Below are 20,644 nucleotides of genomic sequence, written 5' to 3'. Positions count from 1 at the left end.
TAAGAGGTCGGAGTATTAGCACGCACTTGTTTTGATAAATATGAGATGAAACACTTGCAATACTAAGGTAAATTATACCATATATTACACTTTTCCTGCTGATTACCCTAAAAACTCTCTGTCAGTACTGACAGAGAGTTTGTCATTGAGCTGATGACTTCATCAGCATGGACCACATTATGATTAATCTCTTGCAAAAGGATTGTGCGGTCGATTGGGGTATAAAACCCTTACAACTTTTAAAGTGTAACTATCATATTTTGTCGCTACTAACGACTTTTTTATCAAAAAGATTGATGACAAAGCTCAATGCACATAAAACAATTGTAATCCAAAAAACATGGTGGATTGCTCCAAGGACAATTTTTTCAAGCGAGGCGTGCAGTCCACTAGGCACAGCATTTGAAGTTGTCGTACTGACAAACTCGTTGACTAACTTATAACTCACCTCTGGAAATTTCTTGAGGCCTATATTAATTCCAAGTGAAAATGCCAATCCAAAAATTCCTGTCATCATTGCTTGACCAAGCGTTCGACCAAGAACAACCATTGAACTCGCCTGCCCTACCATTTCCTTTGGAACAAGTTTTTGAGCAAGCAAAGTTGTTGCCGTCAAAATAATTCCCATCACCGCACCAGTCACACCTGAAATCACATAGAAAGCAAACATTGGAAATTTTGCTCCAGCAAAAACAAGTGGAATATAGCTGATAAGCAATATACCAATAAGCACCGCAAACAAAGGACGCACCATAAATCGTCGCATTAAAAACCCAACAAAAAACGAGGCAATCATCCAAAGGACTGAGCTTGGTGTCAAAGCAAGACCAGCGACAAAAGCTGGCACACGATAAATGGCTTGAAGCCAAATCGGAAAATAAATATTAAACCCAATCAGACACCCTGACAAAAGTGTCGCCAGCAAAATTTGAATCGTAAAAGTCCTCGTTTTGAACATTTCAAAATTCAAAATAGGATCCGCTGCTTTCTTCTCTGCTCGAATAAAAATCACCAAAGCCATCACAAATATAACCGCAAAGATAGCTTCAAAAGTCCAATTAATAACTGCTCCAGCTAAACCTTGAAAAACCATTAACAAAGAAATCAATAGCGCAGAAAGAGATAAAATCCCCATCCAATCCATTAACACCTTATCTTTTCTCTCATGTAAATCTTTATAACCAAAAGCAGCAAGTAAAATCGTAATCAGACCAAGCGGAACATTAATAAAGAAGACCCAGTGCCACCCCAGCGTATCAACAATCCATCCCCCAAGCAGCGGACCAGCAAGCGCTGAAATCGCCCAAGCCGTATTGTTCAATGCCATGATACTTGCCCGTTCTTCAAAAGTAAATAAGTCCGCAATAATCGTGAAAGTCAACGGCATAACTGCCCAGCACCTATCCTTGAACCGCGCGAAACATAATCAACGTCAGCATATTTGGGGCAAATCCACAAAGCCCTGAACCAACTAAAAAGAAAAAGAGTCCAAACATAAAGATTCTTTTACGCCCAATCGTATCGGATAATTTCCCATAAATCGGTGTCGTAATAGCAGTCGTAAGCAAATAAATCGCAAACACCCAACTCTGTAACTCAAGCCCATGCAATTCTGAAATAATCGTTGGCATTGCAGTTGTCACAATTGTCACCTCAACAGAGGTCATAAATGTCGCAATAAAAATGGCCGTAAGAATTCCTAAGCGTCCATTAAATTTCATGTTTTCTCCTTTAAAATGCTACAAATCCGACTGTTCTACTCCCTTGCTAAAAAGGCATTATGTCCCCTGCTCCTTTCCCAAAATAAACCATCCTTCATCACAAGAAAGCTAGGAGGATTTGCTTTCTTCCTCATTTTTGAACAATAGTTCCATTCTAACATATTTCCTCTTCTGAGAAAACTCATCATCTCCCCCATGTCTAAAAAAAGCCGCTAAAGCGACATTTTAACTTAGCAAGTGCGTGCTATCTACACTTAGCTACGCTGTTCATTCGCTCTATCTCCGTTTTACTGCGCTGTCGATTCTCGCTACGGCACGAACGTGCCCTAGTCGAAGTTGCGTAGACCGTTCGTAGAACGGCGTGCGAAGCACGTAGCGAGTTGCGATTTGAACTTTCCACTTTAGTGGCTTAGTGAAATCGACAGCGGAGCAAAGTGAAGATAGAGCGAATGGATAACGAAGTGAAACGGAGGTGTGACCACATATCTTTGATGTTAAGCAGACTGTTTGCATACAGGTCGCTTAGTTGTTACACCTAGAGGTTGTGCCCTAACATTGGTGGAGGAGAAAGAATCACCCACCAATGGAGTAATCACTTCAATGGTGATGTACTGATTCAATTTCGCCATTCTTGTTCAACTCTGAATCAAGTGTATCAAGCATACCGTGTAACCAATCATGCATATTATTTACTGTGGTCAGATAACCCAGAACCCGTGATTTCAAGCTACGAACAAAAGCAATCACTTGATCTTTTTCTGTATTTTTAGTGAATTTCATCGCCGCCACACTACGTCTAGTAATACTAAAACCTTTTTTAAGGTCTTCTTCTTCAAAACTTGAATAGAAAAAATCAAGCTGGTCATGAAGTTTAATCATCTTCTCATGGACAAACATAAACATCGGAATAATCTCATCTTCCGCTGCATCCTCGCTCGCTATCCAACTCATGATTGAACCTACTGTCGCGCGAATATACTCTGTCATCATCTCCGTTTGAAGTTGGATGACATTATAAACTTTTTCCATGTTATCAATATTAGCAGTCACATCTGACTTCTCAGCCGAGTCCACCTGATTAAACAATAAAAGCGCAATTTCTGAATCTTCATCCCCCACCTGATTTTTACTACTAAAAACGTCATTAAAAATCATCTCAAAACCATTTGCCTGACTTAAAAACTTATCTTTGATATCCATCTCTTTATTCCTTCTAATATTGTTTAACCTCTTATTCCTGATACTGCTTTTGAGGCTATAAAATTTAGAATTAGAAATTCCGCTAATTGTCCACAATGCAAAACAATACTAAAATGAACCAGAATCACTTATCTACGAATATTATATCAAATTTTTCAACAGACTGTTGTTTTAAATCCAAATTTATACTTATTTTATCAAAGCAAGTACTGCTTTGAATTTCGTCCGACTGCCCTAAGGCGTTAGTGCTTTGCGACTCGACTTGTGGCTTTGCCTTTTGCTCTTGGGGCTTTAGCCCTAAGCAAACAACAAAGTTGCGTAGACCGTTCGTAGAACGGTGTGCGAAGCACGTAGCCACGTAGCGAGCATGGATACCCGTGGTGTGGACAGCGCAGCGCAGCGAAGATAGCGACTAAAGAAAATGGACAAATGTTTTACGAAACTCCCACTGAATAAGTCTTGACTTCATCATTTAGCACAATAATTCCACTTTTTCGATAAATTAATACAGATTCTAGACAATTTTAGCAACAAACTGCTCCAACTTCTCAATCGCATCCAGCACTTTCTCACCCGTCACTTCTGGATCAATCAGCACATAGGACTCTTTGCTGCTTGCAGCAAACTCTGCCACACTTAAAAGTTTCTGACGGTCAAAGCCTGTAATATTCAACTCCGCCAGACGTGTAGGCAAGTCACTCGCTACATAGAAGGGTAATAATTTTTCAACCTCAGCCAAATCTCCTGTATATGCGAGCTGCACCAAAACACCATAAGCCACCTTCGAGCCATGCAAAATCGGATGTGTTTCAGGTAAAAGTGACAAGCCATTATGCAAAGCGTGCGCCCCCGACATCCGACCATAAGAACCCGCAAAACCACCTACAGTTCCAGAAAGCTCAATAATCGTATCTGCAATCCGACCAAAAGCAGGTGTAACTTTTTGATTTTCTAAAGCTTGCAAAGCTTCCGCCGAATCCTCAAACAAAATCTTGAAAACTGTCTTAGCACTTGCAAAACCAAGCCGTACAGAAGCCGTCAAATCTTCAGACGCCACATGACGCACAATTCCTTCCATTTCATACCATTTAGCGACAGTATCGCCGATCCCTGCTACCAAATATTCTCGTGGTGTCGCAAGTAAAAATTCCCAGTCAACCAGTGTTAAATATGCCCACGTGCAAAATAATCAACTTTATCAAATGTATGATTGCTATGGTACAGCGCTGCAACAGGTGTATAAGGCGCACAATTTGAAATCAAAGTCGGCACCACCACTAGATCACAGCCAAGCTCACGCGCCACAACTTTTGCCGTATCAATCACACGACCACCACCAATGGCCAAAATCACATCTGCCTTACCAATTTCACTCGCAAGTGCTCTTCCATTTGCCGTGGAAGCCGTGCCATCATAACGAAAAACAGGAAAAGTAAATTCTCCCTGATAAAAGTCTGAAAACACCTGATAAGACTGCTCTCCAGTAATTACCGCAATCTTCTCAAAATCCCTCAGATACTCAGGCAAATCTTTCAATACTCCAACTCCAGAAACATAACGATTCGCCCCAGGACGTACTTCTTCAATTAAATTCATAGCAAAACTCCCTTTTATAATATTCTGAAAATATTTTAATTTTATAAAACATTCTACTCTTTATTGGTAAATTTTGCAAGAAAAAATCAACAGATTATCTGTTGACTATTTATCATAAGTTAGAGTTTTCACTGTTTCTCCACTGGCATTTGTCAATTGGAGTTTAAGCTTGGGATGCTCAACGCCTGACTGACTCATCGCATCTAATACCTTATCTGCAATCGTCTGCGCTTGGTCTCCATTTGTTGTGAGCAGTGTGTTTACCGCAGCAGCATTAAGCTTTGAAGATTGAATAGTATAGGTCACCCCTGAGTTAGTACTCGTAGCCTTAGCAGAATCAATCAGACCTTGCGACTGACTCACGATGGCATCCGCATTTTCATTCAGTTTATTGGCAATGCCACTAGGGCTCGCAGAGGCAATCTTTCCTGCTGCCTCGTCTAAACTTGACGTATTCGGCACGATTTTTGAGATTATCGCCTCCGTCTTGCTTGCAATCATATGACGCTCTAGCATGATAGTGCCAAAAGCAATCAATGCCAACACCACGATGATGGACAAGAGCGTAACAACAATCTTTCGCCCTCGATGTTTTTTAACTTTTCTTAGCTTTCTTGAATTCATACCCACCTTCTTTCCCTGACTTCATTTTATCACTTTTAACTTTTTTAGCAAATGAGATGCAAAAAAGCTTGGAAATCCAAGCTTTCAACTTAGCAAGTGCTGCTTTCGTTCTACTACCCTAGGGGTCTTAGCGCTTAGACTTCAGGGACAGGGTGACCTCATATCTTTGATGTGAGGTTGTGCCCTAACATTGGTGGGGAGAAAGAATTCCCACCAATGAAGTAATCACTTCAATTTTTCCTTTGTCTGAGCCAAGTTAAAAGTCCTACAAGCACACCTGTACCCAAAAGACCAAAGAGTGGATCTAGTACCTCGCCTGTACTTGGTAAGTTTTTAGATCCCTCAACATTTTCAGCACCTGTGGTAAAGTTCTGTTCATTACTCCCCCACCATTGCCGTCCTCTATCTCTTCTGGGACTGTTACATTCCCTAAAGCATTAGTGCGGAGGGATAAAACTTCATGTGCTGTTGCATGAAAGTTATTCGTTTCAGCAACACGAGCAAAGAAATGATAGGTTGTGTTTGGTTGCAAACCAGTAAATGTTGGGCTAGTCTGCCAAGTTACACCAGTTATTGAGTTTGTTGCACTATAAGCATACTCTACCCTTGGTGTATCATCAACTTCCGCACGAGTCAGACTCGTAAAGTTCATTGGTGTCATCAAGCGCTCCGCCAACTCCAGATGAGTCAACGTATAGCTAAGACTGACATGATTGTGACTGAAACTTTCTACTCCCAAGTTGAGTTCAAACTGGTTATCACGCGTTGCCTGTGTAATCACTGTGTTAATCACAGGTTTCTCACTCAACTCATAATTCGCTGCTTGCGCACCATACAACAGAAAATCTATGATAGGTTGTTTGTGTTCAAGTATACTCATGCCAGCATTGCTCCCTGCCATGTGTTCTCCAGAAAAGTGCGTAAAGTCATTGGACATCAACAGTTCATCCCTTTCGATAATTCCAGACTCTAAATTCTCAGCATTTAAAAAACGATCAGCATTGGTCACGGTACTAGTAAAGTTTCCAGCAGCAGTGGGAAGTATGCCAAAGAAGCTTGACCCATCAAACGTTTTTGTCAATGTAATCTCTCCGCCAAAACGGACAGACCGAGGGCTAATCATGAGTTCAAGCACCGCCTCAGCTCTTTCATCGTTGTGCTTGGCAAAAGCGCCAATCTCAAAAGTTCCTACCTTTTCAAAGTTTAATATAGAACCCTCAATCTCTCCCTTGCCATCAAGCAGTCGTAAGTCATAATCATCAATAGACAAACCGTCCGCAAATTCAAACAAATCAGCTAATTCTTGTGTGCGTCCAGTATAGACTAGTTTTGTATCTTCGGCTGTTACACCTTTTGTCGTATTGATAATTTTCGCCAAGAAAGCTCCAACAGAGTGATTTTGACTTTTGGCGACACGAACATGGATATAATATTTAGTATCTGTTTTTAAACCAGTAAATACTGGACTGCTTTGCCAGTGTGTCCCATAACCAGAAGAATCATCTGTAACGCCATACTCAAGAACAAAATCACCGAGTGGACTACTCGTTTCAACATTTGACACCGTGAGCGTAGTCGCTGTCGTCTTTACATCAAAATCAGATACCATAATGTCTTGCGTTGCGGGTTTGATTTCGGTATTGATACTCACATTGTCCGCCATAACGAAACGATAATTCACCCCATGCTCTCCAACAAGTTGCCCCCCATTATCAAGAACAAGTGTACTCATTCCTACATTGGCGGAAGTATCTGCTGTGCTCCCAGTCATACCAGCTATACTTGCGCTATCTTCTTCAAAAATTTCTCCAGTATATAGACTGTTCACATCAGCAGCGGATAAGGTAAAAGTATTTGCTCCATTATAGGCTCTTGTCAAGTTAATGTTTTCAGTTAGCGTCAGCTCAGCAGGAGCAATGTTAATCGTAGCAATATCTGCACTTTGGAGCAGACGACTTTCTCCGCCATTGGGCACAGCTCGAATCTGATAAGTTCCGATACGTTTGACATCTTCAAAAGTTAAAGTCAATTCATTACCGTTTTGACTTAAATTAGCCTCAGCGTCTTTTGTAACCAACTCATAAGTGAAATCTGCAGAACTAAAATCATCACTAAAAGTAAAGAGGTCATCAATGTCAAAAGTGAGTTTAGTATCCCCTGCATAAGTTTTGTCAATCGTATTCCCATGATTGACAGGCGCAATAGGAAAAGTATCCTGCTCATCGCCAAATCCTAAGATTGGAATATTTCGTTCACTATCCCAAGTCCAAACATTTTCAAAATCCCAGCCAAGATTGACAAAAGTTTGCTTGTCTCGAAGTTGTTGAGCTGTTAAGGCTGAACCATGATTTTGATTACTAATTTCGGAACCTATAGAAGTTCCGTTTATGGCAAGCCCTACATAACGATGATTATTTCTAATATCAGGTGCCCCTCAATTAAACCGAGAACAGCATTAACATAAGGAACACTTTGGGCATTAATCGTTTTTCCTACTGCTACATTATTCATAATAGCTGAAAAACTAGTAGAGCCAATCAAACCGCCGAATCTTCCAGTATCGTTTGATCCTACTCTTGTCACATCTCCAGCAGCATAGTTTGAACTCACTTTTCCAGCACTATAACCGATAAGTCCTCCAACATTTGTAATTCCTTCTACATCGGTCAATGAATAGCAATTCTCAACATTTCCATTGTTGCTTCCGATAAGTCCTCCAACTGTGCCTAAGCCAGTTACTTTCCCTAAAGAATAAGATGAAATGATAGAAGCTGAGGAAGAATTTTGTCCAGCTATCCCGCCAGCGTTAGAGGGGCTATAATTAGCAGCAATGTTAACATCAACACGACTGTGAGAGATGGTTCCGCCACTATTAGAACCTGTTACTCCTCCGATGACATTGCTACCACTAATATTTCCAGTAATTATAACATTATTGATAGTCCCAGAATTTCTTCCTGCTATTCCACCGACCCAGGTCATGCCTGATATATCTACCGCATTTAAAGATATATTTCGAATATCCGCAGTAGAACCAGTCATTCTGAACAGTCCTGTATATAACGCATTACTGATTAATAAATTACTGATTGAATGGTTATTTCCATTTAGCGAACCCATAAATTCCTTATAGGGATCTTCAATAGTGCCTCCAATAGGTGTCCAATTTGAATAAGCAGACAAATCAATGTCTGCCGTCAATTCGTAATGAGCTCCCAAATCATCACGTATTCTATCAAGTTGCTCCGCTGTAGAAATAAGATAAGGATTTTCAACTGTGCCATTGCCACCATCGAAGATTGTGTCTTCTGATGGTGTGATTGCAAATGTTTCTTCTGTGACTTGCGTTAAATTTGCTTCTGCAATTTTTTGAAGCATTTCAGAGTTATCTTCTAGTTCAGAGTTTTCCTCTGTTGGAGGTGCTTCTGCATTACTTTCAGTTTCAACTGTTGGTGTTTCAGTGACAAGCTCCGTGTTTGGCTCAGTGATTTCTTCTTGCACAGTTGCGAAAACTGGTGCAGCTTGTGAAAGTATGAGTGTGCTTAACAAAATCATCGAAAGGACTGACTTTTTATTCATTGATTGGCTCATAGATCTCCTTTTTATTTATAATCATTTTCTAATATAATTATAATAAAAATCTAAAAAAAAAAAATGATATGCGTTTCACAGCATATCATCTATGTTTTTTTTCTCATTATTTTATCATTTAATCATTAAAATCAAATCGCAATTTCATGTTAGCAGAGCCTAAAACCACCATGCGTCCGAGAAGTTCGGTTTGAGCTTCAAGGGCGACTTTGGCAAGTTGTTCGTTCGCTTTTGTGAGATAGGCTGTGATGTTGATTTCTGGGAGCTTGCGGTCAGTTTCGTTTTGGATTTCGTGGAATTTTGCCATCGTGTCAAGCGCATAAGTATCACGCAAATCAACAAAAAGGTCATAGTTGCTATCGCCAAGCACCGCCGTTGTCGCAGAGAGCCAGTACATATTGGTTGGGTCGTATTCGGCTTTGGCGTCACGGTAGCAAGCAGGTGTATCGTCAATATTCGTGTAGAAAGGCACGACATGGTTGAAGGTATTTGCACCAAAAGCCAGCCACTGAATGCCTGCAAGTTCAGCAGGGACATGATTTCTGACTTGAAGGATATGCACACTGTGGTTTCGGTTAATGCCAATCGGACGGAAAAGTTTGCGCTCGGCTGCTGTATTTGTCGTGCTATAAACATCGTAAGGTGTGTTTTCAAAATGACTGCTCAGGACGAATTTCACATCTTCAACAGAGATTTTTCGAGTTGCTTCGCAAATGAAAGGGAGGTCATGATTTTGTGGGTCATCAGACTTTTCACCTAAAAAATTTTGCCCATACCAAGTCCGCGGATTGTTATAAACGCTGTCTTTAATCGAGCTTGAACCAAAAATATGGCGCAGATTGTAGTGTGTCGTGTAACCGCCAAAGTCATCAGGATTCAGATGATTTTCATCAATCAAGGCTTTCAAGTCTGATGAGCAAAGATAGTCGTCATTGTCAAACTTGAACTCGTCAATATTCATACGGTTTGGTGCGACAACATAGCTGTCATCAGGGATACGCACTGCTGCCCAGTGATGTCCGCCAATCGTTTCGAGCCACCACACTTCATCATGATCAGCAAAAGCAATGCCGTTTGGCTCATAAGTGCCGTAAGTCGTGAGCAACTCGCCGAGACGCTCTACACCTGCGCGTGCTGAAGTGATATAAGGCAAGACTAACGTAACCAAGTCCTCCTCGCCCATCCCATTTTCAACATAAGGGTCAAGCCCAAGAATGCGTGGATTGGTCGTAATCGTTTCGGTCGCAGACATGGCAACATTGGCGCTGTTAATGCCTGCTGCTGGCCAAATGCCGTCTTTGAGGACAGCGTTCGGTGTAGAAGTATAACGCAATGGATTTTCAGGTAAATCAAGTTCAAGCCCTGAAAGAACTGCTTTGTAGTGGCGTGGCTGGTCGTCAGGATGAACAACGACAAAGCGTTGTGGGTCAAGTGCTTCGTGCCCATCATCGTTGCGGGCAATGAGTGTTGAGCCGTCAAGTGACGCCTTTTTCCCGACTAAGACTGTCGTACATGAACCTTTTTTTCTGTCTTGAAATTTCATTATAAACTCCTATCATTCTAATTTGAATTTTTTAGTCATGTCATTTATTCACGCAATGAAGCTAATGAGCAGACTCAAGATTAATTTTTACCTGAATGTCTGCGCATCAACCCTGTATAGCCACAGTGTGGACAAGTTTCTTCTCTTTCGCCAAAATAATGTGGCTTGAACATATCATCTGCTACTGAAGTCTGAAAATGCACTTGACACTGCGGACATTCATAGTGCATAAAACGTGCCGCAATGAAGTTAACAATGAACACAATAATCAATAATGGAATGAGTAACAGCGGACTGCCGTTTTGATGAACATTCATTTTATTCTCCTCGACTATTCCGAAGCGGGACTAGCAATAATATTAATGAGCAAAGTTTTCTGCAACAAAGTTCATAATGCTGGCTTTATCATTTTTTAACTCATTTTTGACAATCTTTTCTTCAATTGTTTTCAAGATTTTGCCAAGTAGCGGTCCAGCTTCTAGATTACATTCTTTCATCAAAGTGCTACCTGTCACTACAATTTCCGATTTATCGTGAATCTGTAAAGCATTGTTAATTTTGATTGCTTCAGAAAAATCAACATTTTTGCCTTCTCCTGTTTTCAAGTCATCAATCATTTGACACTTTTCTAAGCCAAAGCGATAGAGGCTCGGTAAATCCCATGCTGACAACTTATAAGCCTCTGTCAGACTGCTGACAGCTGTGATAAATTCATTAGAAACTTTCCATTGGCGCAAAAATTTCTTAACATCAATGCTATCAAATCTAACCAAAAGCGCTGCCCATGCTTGTTCTGAACATTTAAAACTAAAATCTACTGACAGCTCTTTTGTCAGTTTTGTCAGTGCTGACAACTCAAATTCAGGTAAATATTTCCAAGCATCAGACTGTGCAAGCAGTAACAGCCCATTGCGCCATCCCTCAGCATTCAACAACTTATCCAATTCGATAAAAATTCGTTCCACCGAAATTTTTGTCAGTAATGATGCATGATTTTTCATTGCGGTAAAAGTTTCGGGTTCGATCTCAAACTCAAGTGTCGCCGCAAAGCGCATGGCGCGCATGATTCGTAGAGCATCTTCATTGAAACGCTCAAACGCACTACCCACTGCACGTAAACGGCGCTCATGCAAATCACACAAGCCGTCAAACAAATCAATGATTTCACCATCAGCATTACAAGCAAATGCATTAATCGTAAAATCACGCCGCTTTAAATCCTCACGCAAATCACGCACAAAGTCCACAGAATCAGGTCGCCTAAAATCCGTATATTTACTCTCCGTCCTGAAAGTTGTAATTTCATAATGTTCTGTTTCATCACGTAAGTCCTTACCTGCAAGCACCAATACCGTGCCATGCTCAATTCCGATATCAATCGTATGTGGAAAAATCATCTTGACTTCTTCAGGATAAGCGCTCGTCGCAATATCAACATCATGAATATCACGCCCCAAAAGCACATCACGCACACTTCCACCTACAAAATAAGCCTCAAAACCATGCGCTTGTATTTTTTGCAAAACCGGCAGCGCTCGAACAAACTCTGACGGCATTTTTTCTAATTTCATTCTTTCATTTTATCAAAAAAACGTGAAATTCGCCACGTTCTTTCCACTCGCTCTAAAGATTGTCCGATAATCTCAACACAATGCTCTAAATATCAAAAAAGTTTACTGACAGAACTGTTGTCAGTAAACTTTTTCATGTTATACTAGTTCATCTTTAATTTTACGCAGTAAAATTATTAGTTGGCTACGCTGTCCATTGGCTGTAAGCTGCTAAAGCAGCAACGCCAAATGGCAACTGCAAAGATATTGCCTTGCGCTTGCGCTCGAACAAGGAGCAGTTTGCGTTTCACGCAAACTTTAATTTCTAAATGGAATATTTAGAAATTAAACAGTATCAGTACATTCTGTCAGTACTGACAAACACATATTTATCTCAAATCAATCCAATAGCGACAAACTTCATCTCCATCAATATCAACAATATTTTCAAGTACACCCCCACACTGTTCAATGGTCTTACGGCTTGCAATATTATCTTCATCAGCAGAAATCATCACAGACAAAATCCCTCGCTCCCGATATTTTTCAAGTACAAAAGTTACCATTTGACTAGCTAAATGTGCGCCACGAAAGCTCGGTGCTACACCATAGCCGATATGTCCGCCCCATTCTAGCAAAATTCCCTTTTCAATCTGCCAACGACAAGAGCAAACTCCTGCAATTTCGCCATCAACAAAAGCAAAATACTTCGTACAAGTTGACCAATCAGGGTTTTCAACAGCAAATTCTTCACGACGAATTTTCTCCTGCCACTCCAAAAAATTTTCCCTAGAAATTTCATTATAAATACTTGTCTCATCAATCTTGAAGGGGCTTGTATCTGTTTTCCAGTCAGCAGTATAGCGTAGAAAAGCCTCTAAATCTCTTGGCTCTAGTTGCCTGATTTCTAAATTTTCCATAAAACTTCTCAATTTTCTATTCGTTCAAGAACATCATAAATCCAAGAAATGCTCCAAACCATACTTCAACTCATTGACTTTCATCACTTCACGCACAGCCAATGCAACCCCTGTCATAAAGCTCACACGATCATAGCTGTCATGTCGCAAAGTTAAGCCTTCACCTAGCGAACCAAAAATCACTTCCTGATGTGCGACAAGCCCTGGCAAACGCACCGAATGAATCCTCATTCCATCAACATCTGCACCACGCGCGCCCGCTAAAGTTTCCAGCTCATCTGCTGCTCCTTGCTTGTGACTCTTCCGATTTTCAGAAATCAATTCTGCAGTTTTCACAGCTGTTCCTGACGGTGCATCCATTTTCTTATCATGATGAAGCTCAATAATCTCTACATCTGGAAAATATTTTGCAGCAGATTTCGAAAATTGCATGAGCAACACAGCACCCAATGCAAAGTTAGGCGCAATCAACCCACCTAAATTTTTTAGACGTGAAATCTCAATTAATTCTGCAATCTGTTCTTCTGTAAAGCCTGTTGTACCAATGGCTGGTCGAAATCCATGTTCAATTGCAAATTTTGTATTTTCAAAAGCAACAGATGGCTGAGTGAAGTCAATCCAAACATCTGCCGACAAGTCTTTCAGTTCCTCTTTTACATTAAAAACTGGTGCACCAAAGGCCTCTGCCTCCGTTGTAAAAGGATCAAGCAAAGCTACCAATTCAAAATCTGCCTGTTCCAATACCATATTTACAGCAGTAGAACCCATACGTCCTTTAAATCCCGCAATAATTACTTTAATTTTACTCATTTCTTTCTCCTCATATCATTAAAATATCATTAAAGTTTTCGTTCCAAGAAAACCATCGTCCGCATAGCAGTCCATCCAATAGTTGTTTTAACTTAGCAGTACTATCTCCGCTTCACTACAGTGTAACCTCATATTTTTGATGTTAAGCAGACTGTTCCGCACAGGTCGCTTAGATGAACTAGCACAATTTTGATTTTTCTGAACATTCACATTTACAGAAAAGCACGCAAAGACGTGCTTTTATCGAAGTAAGTACGTGCTAACACCCCTACCTCTTAGGTAGGGGATGAAGCAGCACTAACTTTGAATTTCGTCCGACTAAATTCAGTGGGGAGTTGAAACTCCCCACTGAATAAGTCTTGACTTCATTTTTTCGGTGAAATAGCGTAAGCCACAGTATTAAGTCCCAAATGTGTCGCAATCACAGGACCAAAAGTTACAATCTCAACATCATCATAACCTTGCTCTAGCGCATAATCGTATAGTTCTTGTGCTCTCTCCTCGGCACGAGCATGAATAACATACACCTTGTAAGCAGAGCGACTTTCCGCCTCTTGTAGCAATAGCTCTTTGATTCGATTCATTGATTTTTTTACTGTACGAACCTTCTCAAAAACCTCAACTTTACCCTCTTGACTAAAAGTCAACACAGGTTTGATATTCAACAAAGTCCCTAAAACAGCGGCTCCATTGGACAAACGTCCGCCTTTAGCCAACCAGTTCAAATCATCTACGAGCATGTAAGCTCGGTCTCCATCACGCTGTTTCTCAAATTTTGATATGATTTCGTCAAATAAAGCCCCTGATTCATACAAATCAAGAACAGTTTCCACCATATATCCCAAAGGACTAGAAGTAATAAATGTTTCTGGAAACTTCACTTCCATTTGTTCAAATTCATTTTGTAAATAGAAAGCATTTTGATAAAAACCAGAGATGGCCGCGGGCAAGAAAAGACCTAAAACATGAGTATAGCCCTGCTTTTCCAAATTTTTCAAAAGAACTTCAAGTTCAGCCACACTAGGTTGCGCCGTTTTTGGCACATCCTGTGCTTTTTCCATCAAGTCAAACCATTCTTCATGAGAAATCTTCCTCAAGTCATAATCTACCCCATCAATTGATATAGGGATATCTAAAACAAAAAGATTCTCGTAAGTTTTATATTTCTCAGCATAGTCCGCTGAGGAGTCAGTAATAACAGCTAATTTCATAAAAATATAATAATTCTTAATTAGAACTCCAAATTAATCCCTGGTTGATCCAAGGCGACTTCCGTTGTCTCATAGACCAAACGTTTAAGCAAATCAAACAAAGGCGCTGCAAGTTGCCCCAGCTCCTCTTGTTCAAGTTCTTCCTGTTCAGCAATCACACGATTTCTTACATAGTTGAGCTGACTAACAAATCCAGAAAGAACAATATTATCTAATGCAATCAGATAAGTCAACACAGCATGAATTGCGGTGTCGCCCTCATTTGCTTTTTCAAGCTGTTCAACAGGAACCAATTGAAATTGAACATTCAAATTTGTTTCAGGCGTTCCATTTTCTTTTTCCCATTCATAGTTACGCGCATCATAATGAAATTGATTAACGAACTCTTGTTCGCGGTCAATAGTTAAAGTCATTTTTAAAGTCACTCCATTTTTTCCATTTTAACCAAGCAAGTGCGTGCTATCTTCGCCCTTTGGACTACGCTGTCCATCCTCGCTACGGTGCTAAAGCACCTAGTCGGAGTGGCAACTCCCCACGGATAAGCAGCACTAGACTTTGCTTTCGTTCTACTGCCCCAGAGTCTTAGCGCTTTAGCGATTGCGATTTGAGCTTGTTGCTTTAGCAACTTAGCGAAATCGACAGCGGAGCAAAGCGAGATAGACTTCAGAGACAGGGTAACCTCATATCTTTGATGTTAAGCAGATTGTTGCAGCTTTAGCTGCGTACAGGTCGCTTAGTTGTTACACCTAGAGGTTGTGCCCTAACATCAAAATCAAATCATTTCTACCAAAATTCACGGTAAAATTTTTCGATTTCACAGTCAAATCTAAAGCAAATTTAACCTATGAAATCGCATTAATAAAAATTTTCAGTACTCTCTTATTTTACCACATCTTTACCATTTTCGCGTAAAGATTTCAAAATTTTCGTTTCTTCTTCATTCGCTTCATAGTGTTCAAGCAAATCTGGACGACGTTCTAATGTTTTTTTCAAACTTTCAGTTAAACGCCACTTTCGAATATTTTCATGATGACCGCTCATCAACACCGATGGTACTTTCATTCCTCTGAACTCTTCTGGTCTTGTATACTGTGGATACTCTAATAAACCACTTGAAAAAGAATCATCCTCATGACTTGCTTGTTTCCCAAGAACACCAGGAATTAAACGAACGATTGCATCAATCATCACCGTAGCAGCTACTTCTCCACCTGTTAACACAAAATCTCCTAGTGAAACCTCATCTGTTACTAATGTCTTAATCCGTTCATCATAGCCTTCATAATGCCCACAAATGAAAATAAGTTGCTCTTCTTGAGCTAGCTCCTCAGCCATTTTTTGATTAAAGCGTTTGCCTGCAGGATCCATCAAAATCACGCGCGGCACTTTTTCTTGAGAAACTGGAATTTGCTCAATTGTATCAAAAATCGGCTGTGGCATGAGCAACATTCCTTGACCGCCACCATAAGGCATGTCATCAACGTGTCTTTGCTTATTTGCTGCATTTTCACGAAAATCGTGCGTATGAAAGTCCACAATATTTTTTTCTTGCGCTTTTCCTACGATAGACTGATTCAGTGGTATAAACATTTCTGGAAAAATGCTTAAAATATCAATTCTCATTTTATTCCCTACTAATCATCCAAACCTTCCATTATTTCAACATCCACATGATGATTGGCTACATCAACATTCAAAACGACCGAAGGAATATATGGTAAGAGTAAATCTCGCTTTCCTTTACGTTTTACCACCCAGACATCATTTGCTCCCGGTTGCAAAATTTCTGAGACTTGCCCAATAAGCGCTCCGTTTTCATAAACATCACTTCCAATAATCTCATGATAATAAAACTCACCATCATCAAGAGAAGACTGATGTTCTTCTGAAACCTTAAGAACACTCCCTTTAAATTTTTCTACCTCATTAATATGATAAAAGCCTTCAAACTTAACAATATAAAAATTCTTTTGAGAACGACCTGATTTAACTTTTAAATCCTGTATATAGTTATCCTTATCATCAAAAAGCGCCAGAACTGCTCCCTTAGAAAAGCGTTCCTCAGCAAAGTCTGTTGATGGCATCACACGTACTTCCCCTTGAAGTCCCTGCGTATTTACGATTGTTCCTACTTTGTAAAATTTTTCCATGGATTAATTATATCATACCCCATCACACGACAAATAGTTTGAAGTCATTGTTACTACAAATTTATTCCTAAATTTTTATTTATCGTGTTCTAAACATTCACAATTTATAAATATTAGCACCGCAATTAAGTTACACTCTTCTCCCCTGTAAAAGCTTTCCATATTCAGTGCAATATAGTATAATGTTATCATATTATTAACGTAAGAGGCAGAGAATGGCACATAAATCAAAAAGTCATCACCGACACCATAAAAGAAAAAAACACTTAGCTCTAAAGATTATCTTGAGTGTCATTATTACACTTATCTTAATTATAGGTGCAGCCGCTTTTGGTATTTACAAGAATATTGAGTCTACCTTTTCTAGCTCATACGCTAAAAGTTCAGCTACTACACCTATCAATTTTTCAAAATCTAAACCTTTTACGACATTGATTATAGAAACCAATACGGTAAATGGAGAAAATTCCTGTTTTGCAGCAGTTTTAGTTGCCACTAATGCCCAAACCAAACAAACTACATTTTTAAATTTCCCAGTTACAGCTACACTGCCCAATCAAACAACAATTGCTGATAGCTACGCCAAGGGAGGTAAAAATGCTGTCCTCAACGACATTCACAAAAGTTTATCACTTCCTATTAATAAAATCGTACAAATAGACATAGATAAAATAGGAGAGATAGTTGAAGCAACCGGAGGGATCACTCTTCAAAATCCTACTGCCTTTGTATCAGAAGGCTACCAGTTTAACCGAGGTACTCTTCACCTTAATGCTACTAAAGAAGTTCAGGCTTATCTTTCTCTCGTTGACAAAAACGACCAACAAGCCCTTATCACACGCATCCAAAACGTCTCAATGGCACTTTATGGCAATATTCAAAAGCTAACCAAAGCCAAGAATTTTTCTAACTTTAACTACTATCGCAACATTCTTTACTCTTTTAGTGACACTGTAAAAACCAATATTTCTTTCAACGAATTTAAAGAAATATTAATTCACTACAATAAGGCACTATTGACGACAAGTAAGCTTAATCTTCATACCACTAAACAAGATGGTAACGAAATTATAACAAGCAATGAATTAACAACTGTCAAACACCTCTTCCTCACTTCTCTCCAATAGTAAACAAAAAAATCATGAGTGCTACTCATGATTTTTTATTTATTCCCTTACTCATTTCAGATAAGATTCTCATCTCCTCTAAATCTCCAGCATTGCGATTAATATTATTGCTCGCTCCCTGGTTTAATAATAAAACCAAAATGCTAAGAACAACGATGCTACTAATACAAAATAGTACCAAATCAAGACTCCATTCGATTTTTATAATACTATTTTCTCATTTTTTCCTAACAAACCAAAACAATATAAAATTATTTCATCACAATATAATCTGGAACAGCACGATTATCTTGACTAGCTACAATTGTTTTGCCATTTACAGAAAGCTGACTAGAACCCCCACTATCAAGAAGGAGCATATTCTCCAAATTTAGAGAAGCAACACCTTTCATGATATTATCATAACCAGCATTTGTATCACTCAAAATCACATAAAGATTATTAGATTTGTCATTAGCAATAAAAGCATGAATTTCCCAATTTACACTACCGTCACTAGGAACAGTCTTTCCATCACGAATAAGTGCCGTACCAAAATCATAACTTTGCGTTGCACCATTTTTAATGATTGTACTTGCAGGTGTCGTCGAATCATATATTTTACATGAACCATTTTTATTAATGACAAAAGTATACTGCAAATAGTTCCCAACCGCCCAGTCATTTAGTAGAAAACCATTATTAATTTGAAAACCAACTATCTGACCTGTCGTCATATTGAAAGCCGAGGCATTCATTATCAATGTATTAGGATATTCTTTTTCGATATCAGTCATCGAACGTCTTGGTGTTTTCAACGTCGTAACTGTCTTTAGAACTTCAGGGTTATTTATCCGATAAATTGTAAGACCATCTTTTGACATATCTGTAAATCTGTTTAACTGTTCATTTGAAGGAACTTTAACCCACTGAGGAGCACCACTGTTTGCTACTATTTGCATACTTCCAGATACAGCTTTTGGCGAATCTGAACTTATATAGCCATTTACTTCATTTGTTTTTTTAGGAGAGTTGTTTGTTTGTGCAATATGTGGTGCCGATAGTTTTTTATTAGTGAAAGTTTTTTCACTCAGTGAATATATGCCAAATGCAATAGCTCCGAAAAGAATTACTATTCCTATTATCCGGATGTGTTTATATTTACTCTTTTTATGCTTTCTATAATTTCCCATAACAACCTCAAACTACTTATTAAAATTAAATTTTCTAACACTCTTCAAATAAACTATTAAAAATCCAGCCATTATAATCAAAATGAAAATTTTTAATATTATTGCATTAGCACTTATATATTCAATTACAGTCATCGCGCTGTATCCAACAATTAACACCAGTTGAAGTCCCCATTTTATCCTAATTCTAATCCATCTGGCAGTTTGTTTAAGCCGCATCACACTCACTACTAAAAAACCTAAAGCCCCAGATATTGCCGCACCATGTACCCCAAATAAAGGAATCAAGATAAAACTCAAACTTAAATTTATAATAGTCCCCCAAATAGTTGTAGTAAACAATCCTTTTGTCTTCATAGCTACAAGATATGTTGTGCCAAGAAAAGCTGATGCGTTAGAAAACGTTACTGTTAACAGTAGAATAGGAACAAATTCCCAAGCTATAAAGAAATCTGGCGCAACATAATAGTGCATAAACAATTTTATCATACTGACAATAATTGTTGACCCAAAAACAAGGAAGCCCAAAACAACATTAAATGTAATAGAATAAATCCTTGATACATTTTTTTCTTTAGATGTTTCCACAGCAGAAATCTGCCATGCATTTTGGAAAAGATTAAATACAGTAGTAATCATAGACGGGATTTTATTCGCAATTGCAAAAAGTCCATTACCAGCAGGTCCAACAAACATCAAAATAATCAATCTACTAGCATCGTTTGTCATCCACCAAGTAAAAGCATTGGGAATCATAGGTAGACTAAATCTAAGCATTTCGCGAATAACATTTTTGGAGATTAACGCTCTGCTCCAATAGTGATAAAGTTTACCAAAAACTATTAAAAATAAAACCGCAATATAATTTGAGAGAATTAAAGAAATAAGGTAACCTGTTAAACCAAACTTAAAAACTATCATTAAAACAACATTGGATAAGACATTAACGACCGAACTAACTACTCCAGACAATGCATAGAGTTTTATTCTATCCGTTCCACGAGCAAAGTTCTGAAAATGATTAAGAAGAACGACCCCACCCAAGTTAATTCCAATTGCCCAAGTGTATTTTACATGAAATAATATTAAGACTAAACCTATGATAATTGATGTAAAAGCACCAATTCCCGTTATAAATAGACCGTTAGAGAATATTTCTAACTCATTGGTTTCTTCATCCAGCGTCCAACGAAATACTGCTGCAAAAATATTAAGGGATACAACTGGTAAAAGCATATTAACTGTTGTATTTATTAAATCAGATATACCAAATGATGAGGTTGATAAAATATGAGTATAAACAGGTACCATGAAAAAGGATACAATTAATGTTGCTCCATTACCAATAGCAAAAATTGCAGTATTACCCAATAATTTTGAAAATATTGTCTTCATTTTTTTATCCTATGATTATGCCCACTATATCTGA

Annotated in this window: 16 protein-coding genes and 3 pseudogenes; 1 reads left to right on the top strand and 18 read right to left on the bottom strand. The window is 38.8% G+C overall.

The window, feature by feature from the left end; all coding sequences use genetic code 11:
• Positions 1 to 253: 253 nt before the first annotated feature.
• The 16 genes and pseudogenes from FLP15_RS07030 to rimM all read right to left on the bottom strand — a co-directional run bounded on the left by FLP15_RS07030 (position 254) and on the right by rimM (position 16,916).
• Positions 254 to 1,721, bottom strand: a pseudogene (locus FLP15_RS07030) (MFS transporter).
• Between the two features lie 597 nt (positions 1,722 to 2,318).
• A complete protein-coding gene (locus tag FLP15_RS07025; RefSeq protein WP_142766524.1) occupies positions 2,319 to 2,921 on the bottom strand; it encodes a hypothetical protein in 603 nt (200 codons plus the stop codon).
• 514 nt (positions 2,922 to 3,435) lie between these two features.
• Positions 3,436 to 4,517: pseudogene (locus FLP15_RS07020) on the bottom strand (iron-containing alcohol dehydrogenase family protein).
• Between the two features lie 105 nt (positions 4,518 to 4,622).
• The gene (locus tag FLP15_RS07015) at positions 4,623 to 5,141 is read right to left on the bottom strand and encodes a hypothetical protein (RefSeq protein WP_142766523.1); all 519 of its coding nucleotides are present in this window, start codon (positions 5,139 to 5,141) and stop codon (positions 4,623 to 4,625) included.
• A 230-nt stretch (positions 5,142 to 5,371) separates the two neighbouring features.
• Positions 5,372 to 5,431 (bottom strand): annotated as a pseudogene (locus FLP15_RS13845) (hypothetical protein); the annotation flags it as partial.
• Between the two features lie 14 nt (positions 5,432 to 5,445).
• On the bottom strand, positions 5,446 to 7,218 hold the full coding sequence (locus FLP15_RS07005) for a hypothetical protein (protein ID WP_142766522.1): 1,773 nt from the start codon (positions 7,216 to 7,218) through the stop codon (positions 5,446 to 5,448).
• Between the two features lie 320 nt (positions 7,219 to 7,538).
• Positions 7,539 to 8,732: a hypothetical protein gene (locus tag FLP15_RS07000; RefSeq protein WP_142766521.1), complete on the bottom strand. Its 1,194-nt coding sequence runs from the start codon at positions 8,730 to 8,732 to the stop codon at positions 7,539 to 7,541.
• Positions 8,733 to 8,850: 118 nt separating this feature from the next.
• Positions 8,851 to 10,275, bottom strand: a complete 1,425-nt coding sequence (locus FLP15_RS06995) for a C69 family dipeptidase (protein WP_142766520.1) — start codon at positions 10,273 to 10,275, stop codon at positions 8,851 to 8,853.
• A gap of 80 nt (positions 10,276 to 10,355) precedes the next feature.
• Complete coding sequence (locus FLP15_RS06990) at positions 10,356 to 10,592, bottom strand: hypothetical protein (protein WP_142766519.1); 237 nt, start codon at positions 10,590 to 10,592, stop codon at positions 10,356 to 10,358.
• Positions 10,593 to 10,634: 42 nt separating this feature from the next.
• Positions 10,635 to 11,846, bottom strand: coding sequence for a CCA tRNA nucleotidyltransferase (locus FLP15_RS06985; protein ID WP_142766518.1), 1,212 nt, complete (start codon positions 11,844 to 11,846; stop codon positions 10,635 to 10,637).
• A 368-nt stretch (positions 11,847 to 12,214) separates the two neighbouring features.
• Positions 12,215 to 12,745 carry a GNAT family N-acetyltransferase gene (locus tag FLP15_RS06980; RefSeq protein ID WP_142766517.1) on the bottom strand — a complete coding sequence of 177 codons (531 nt, stop codon included), beginning with the start codon at positions 12,743 to 12,745 and terminating at the stop codon, positions 12,215 to 12,217.
• 33 nt (positions 12,746 to 12,778) lie between these two features.
• The gene (gene dapB / locus FLP15_RS06975; RefSeq protein WP_142766516.1) at positions 12,779 to 13,555 is read right to left on the bottom strand and encodes a 4-hydroxy-tetrahydrodipicolinate reductase; all 777 of its coding nucleotides are present in this window, start codon (positions 13,553 to 13,555) and stop codon (positions 12,779 to 12,781) included.
• Positions 13,556 to 13,920: 365 nt separating this feature from the next.
• On the bottom strand, positions 13,921 to 14,766 hold the full coding sequence (locus tag FLP15_RS06970; RefSeq protein ID WP_142766515.1) for a DegV family protein: 846 nt from the start codon (positions 14,764 to 14,766) through the stop codon (positions 13,921 to 13,923).
• Positions 14,767 to 14,786: 20 nt separating this feature from the next.
• Positions 14,787 to 15,179 (bottom strand): DUF1149 family protein, encoded by a 393-nt coding sequence (locus FLP15_RS06965; protein ID WP_142766514.1) that lies wholly within the window; start codon positions 15,177 to 15,179, stop codon positions 14,787 to 14,789.
• A gap of 466 nt (positions 15,180 to 15,645) precedes the next feature.
• A complete protein-coding gene (gene trmD / locus FLP15_RS06960) occupies positions 15,646 to 16,389 on the bottom strand; it encodes a tRNA (guanosine(37)-N1)-methyltransferase TrmD (protein WP_142766513.1) in 744 nt (247 codons plus the stop codon).
• 11 nt (positions 16,390 to 16,400) lie between these two features.
• A complete protein-coding gene (gene rimM, locus FLP15_RS06955) occupies positions 16,401 to 16,916 on the bottom strand; it encodes a ribosome maturation factor RimM (protein ID WP_142766512.1) in 516 nt (171 codons plus the stop codon).
• 215 nt (positions 16,917 to 17,131) lie between these two features.
• Here rimM and FLP15_RS06950 point away from each other — a divergent pair, with 215 nt between their 5' ends.
• Positions 17,132 to 18,043 carry an LCP family glycopolymer transferase gene (locus tag FLP15_RS06950; RefSeq protein ID WP_142766511.1) on the top strand — a complete coding sequence of 304 codons (912 nt, stop codon included), beginning with the start codon at positions 17,132 to 17,134 and terminating at the stop codon, positions 18,041 to 18,043.
• A 251-nt stretch (positions 18,044 to 18,294) separates the two neighbouring features.
• Here the strand turns inward: FLP15_RS06950 and FLP15_RS06945 are convergent, their stop codons facing one another.
• Both FLP15_RS06945 and FLP15_RS06940 read right to left on the bottom strand, forming a co-directional pair.
• Positions 18,295 to 19,215: a phosphodiester glycosidase family protein gene (locus FLP15_RS06945; RefSeq protein ID WP_142766510.1), complete on the bottom strand. Its 921-nt coding sequence runs from the start codon at positions 19,213 to 19,215 to the stop codon at positions 18,295 to 18,297.
• 12 nt (positions 19,216 to 19,227) lie between these two features.
• The gene (locus FLP15_RS06940) at positions 19,228 to 20,610 is read right to left on the bottom strand and encodes a lipopolysaccharide biosynthesis protein (protein WP_142766509.1); all 1,383 of its coding nucleotides are present in this window, start codon (positions 20,608 to 20,610) and stop codon (positions 19,228 to 19,230) included.
• Between the last annotated feature and the right edge of the window lie 34 nt (positions 20,611 to 20,644).

The sequence above is a fragment of the Lactococcus protaetiae genome, assembly GCF_006965445.1.
In the GTDB taxonomy this organism is placed as follows: Bacteria; Bacillota; Bacilli; order Lactobacillales; family Streptococcaceae; genus Lactococcus; species Lactococcus protaetiae.
The sequence above is the reverse complement of the archived record's forward strand: the minus strand, read 5'-3'. Positions and strand labels throughout refer to the sequence as shown.

Excerpts from the sequence above, each read along its gene's own strand:
- FLP15_RS06995 (WP_142766520.1), bottom strand. The coding sequence starts at position 10,275 with ATGAAATTTCAAGACAGAAAAAAAGGTTCATGTACGACAGTCTTAGTC.
- FLP15_RS07000 (WP_142766521.1), bottom strand. The coding sequence starts at position 8,732 with ATGAGCCAATCAATGAATAAAAAGTCAGTCCTTTCGATGATTTTGTTA.
- FLP15_RS06950 (WP_142766511.1), top strand. The coding sequence starts at position 17,132 with ATGGCACATAAATCAAAAAGTCATCACCGACACCATAAAAGAAAAAAA.
- trmD (WP_142766513.1), bottom strand. The coding sequence starts at position 16,389 with ATGAGAATTGATATTTTAAGCATTTTTCCAGAAATGTTTATACCACTG.
- FLP15_RS06945 (WP_142766510.1), bottom strand. The coding sequence starts at position 19,215 with ATGGGAAATTATAGAAAGCATAAAAAGAGTAAATATAAACACATCCGG.
- FLP15_RS06970 (WP_142766515.1), bottom strand. The coding sequence starts at position 14,766 with ATGAAATTAGCTGTTATTACTGACTCCTCAGCGGACTATGCTGAGAAA.
- FLP15_RS07025 (WP_142766524.1), bottom strand. The coding sequence starts at position 2,921 with ATGGATATCAAAGATAAGTTTTTAAGTCAGGCAAATGGTTTTGAGATG.
- FLP15_RS06985 (WP_142766518.1), bottom strand. The coding sequence starts at position 11,846 with ATGAAATTAGAAAAAATGCCGTCAGAGTTTGTTCGAGCGCTGCCGGTT.
- FLP15_RS06965 (WP_142766514.1), bottom strand. The coding sequence starts at position 15,179 with ATGACTTTAACTATTGACCGCGAACAAGAGTTCGTTAATCAATTTCAT.
- dapB (WP_142766516.1), bottom strand. The coding sequence starts at position 13,555 with ATGAGTAAAATTAAAGTAATTATTGCGGGATTTAAAGGACGTATGGGT.
- FLP15_RS06980 (WP_142766517.1), bottom strand. The coding sequence starts at position 12,745 with ATGGAAAATTTAGAAATCAGGCAACTAGAGCCAAGAGATTTAGAGGCT.
- FLP15_RS06940 (WP_142766509.1), bottom strand. The coding sequence starts at position 20,610 with ATGAAGACAATATTTTCAAAATTATTGGGTAATACTGCAATTTTTGCT.
- FLP15_RS07015 (WP_142766523.1), bottom strand. The coding sequence starts at position 5,141 with ATGAATTCAAGAAAGCTAAGAAAAGTTAAAAAACATCGAGGGCGAAAG.
- FLP15_RS06990 (WP_142766519.1), bottom strand. The coding sequence starts at position 10,592 with ATGAATGTTCATCAAAACGGCAGTCCGCTGTTACTCATTCCATTATTG.
- rimM (WP_142766512.1), bottom strand. The coding sequence starts at position 16,916 with ATGGAAAAATTTTACAAAGTAGGAACAATCGTAAATACGCAGGGACTT.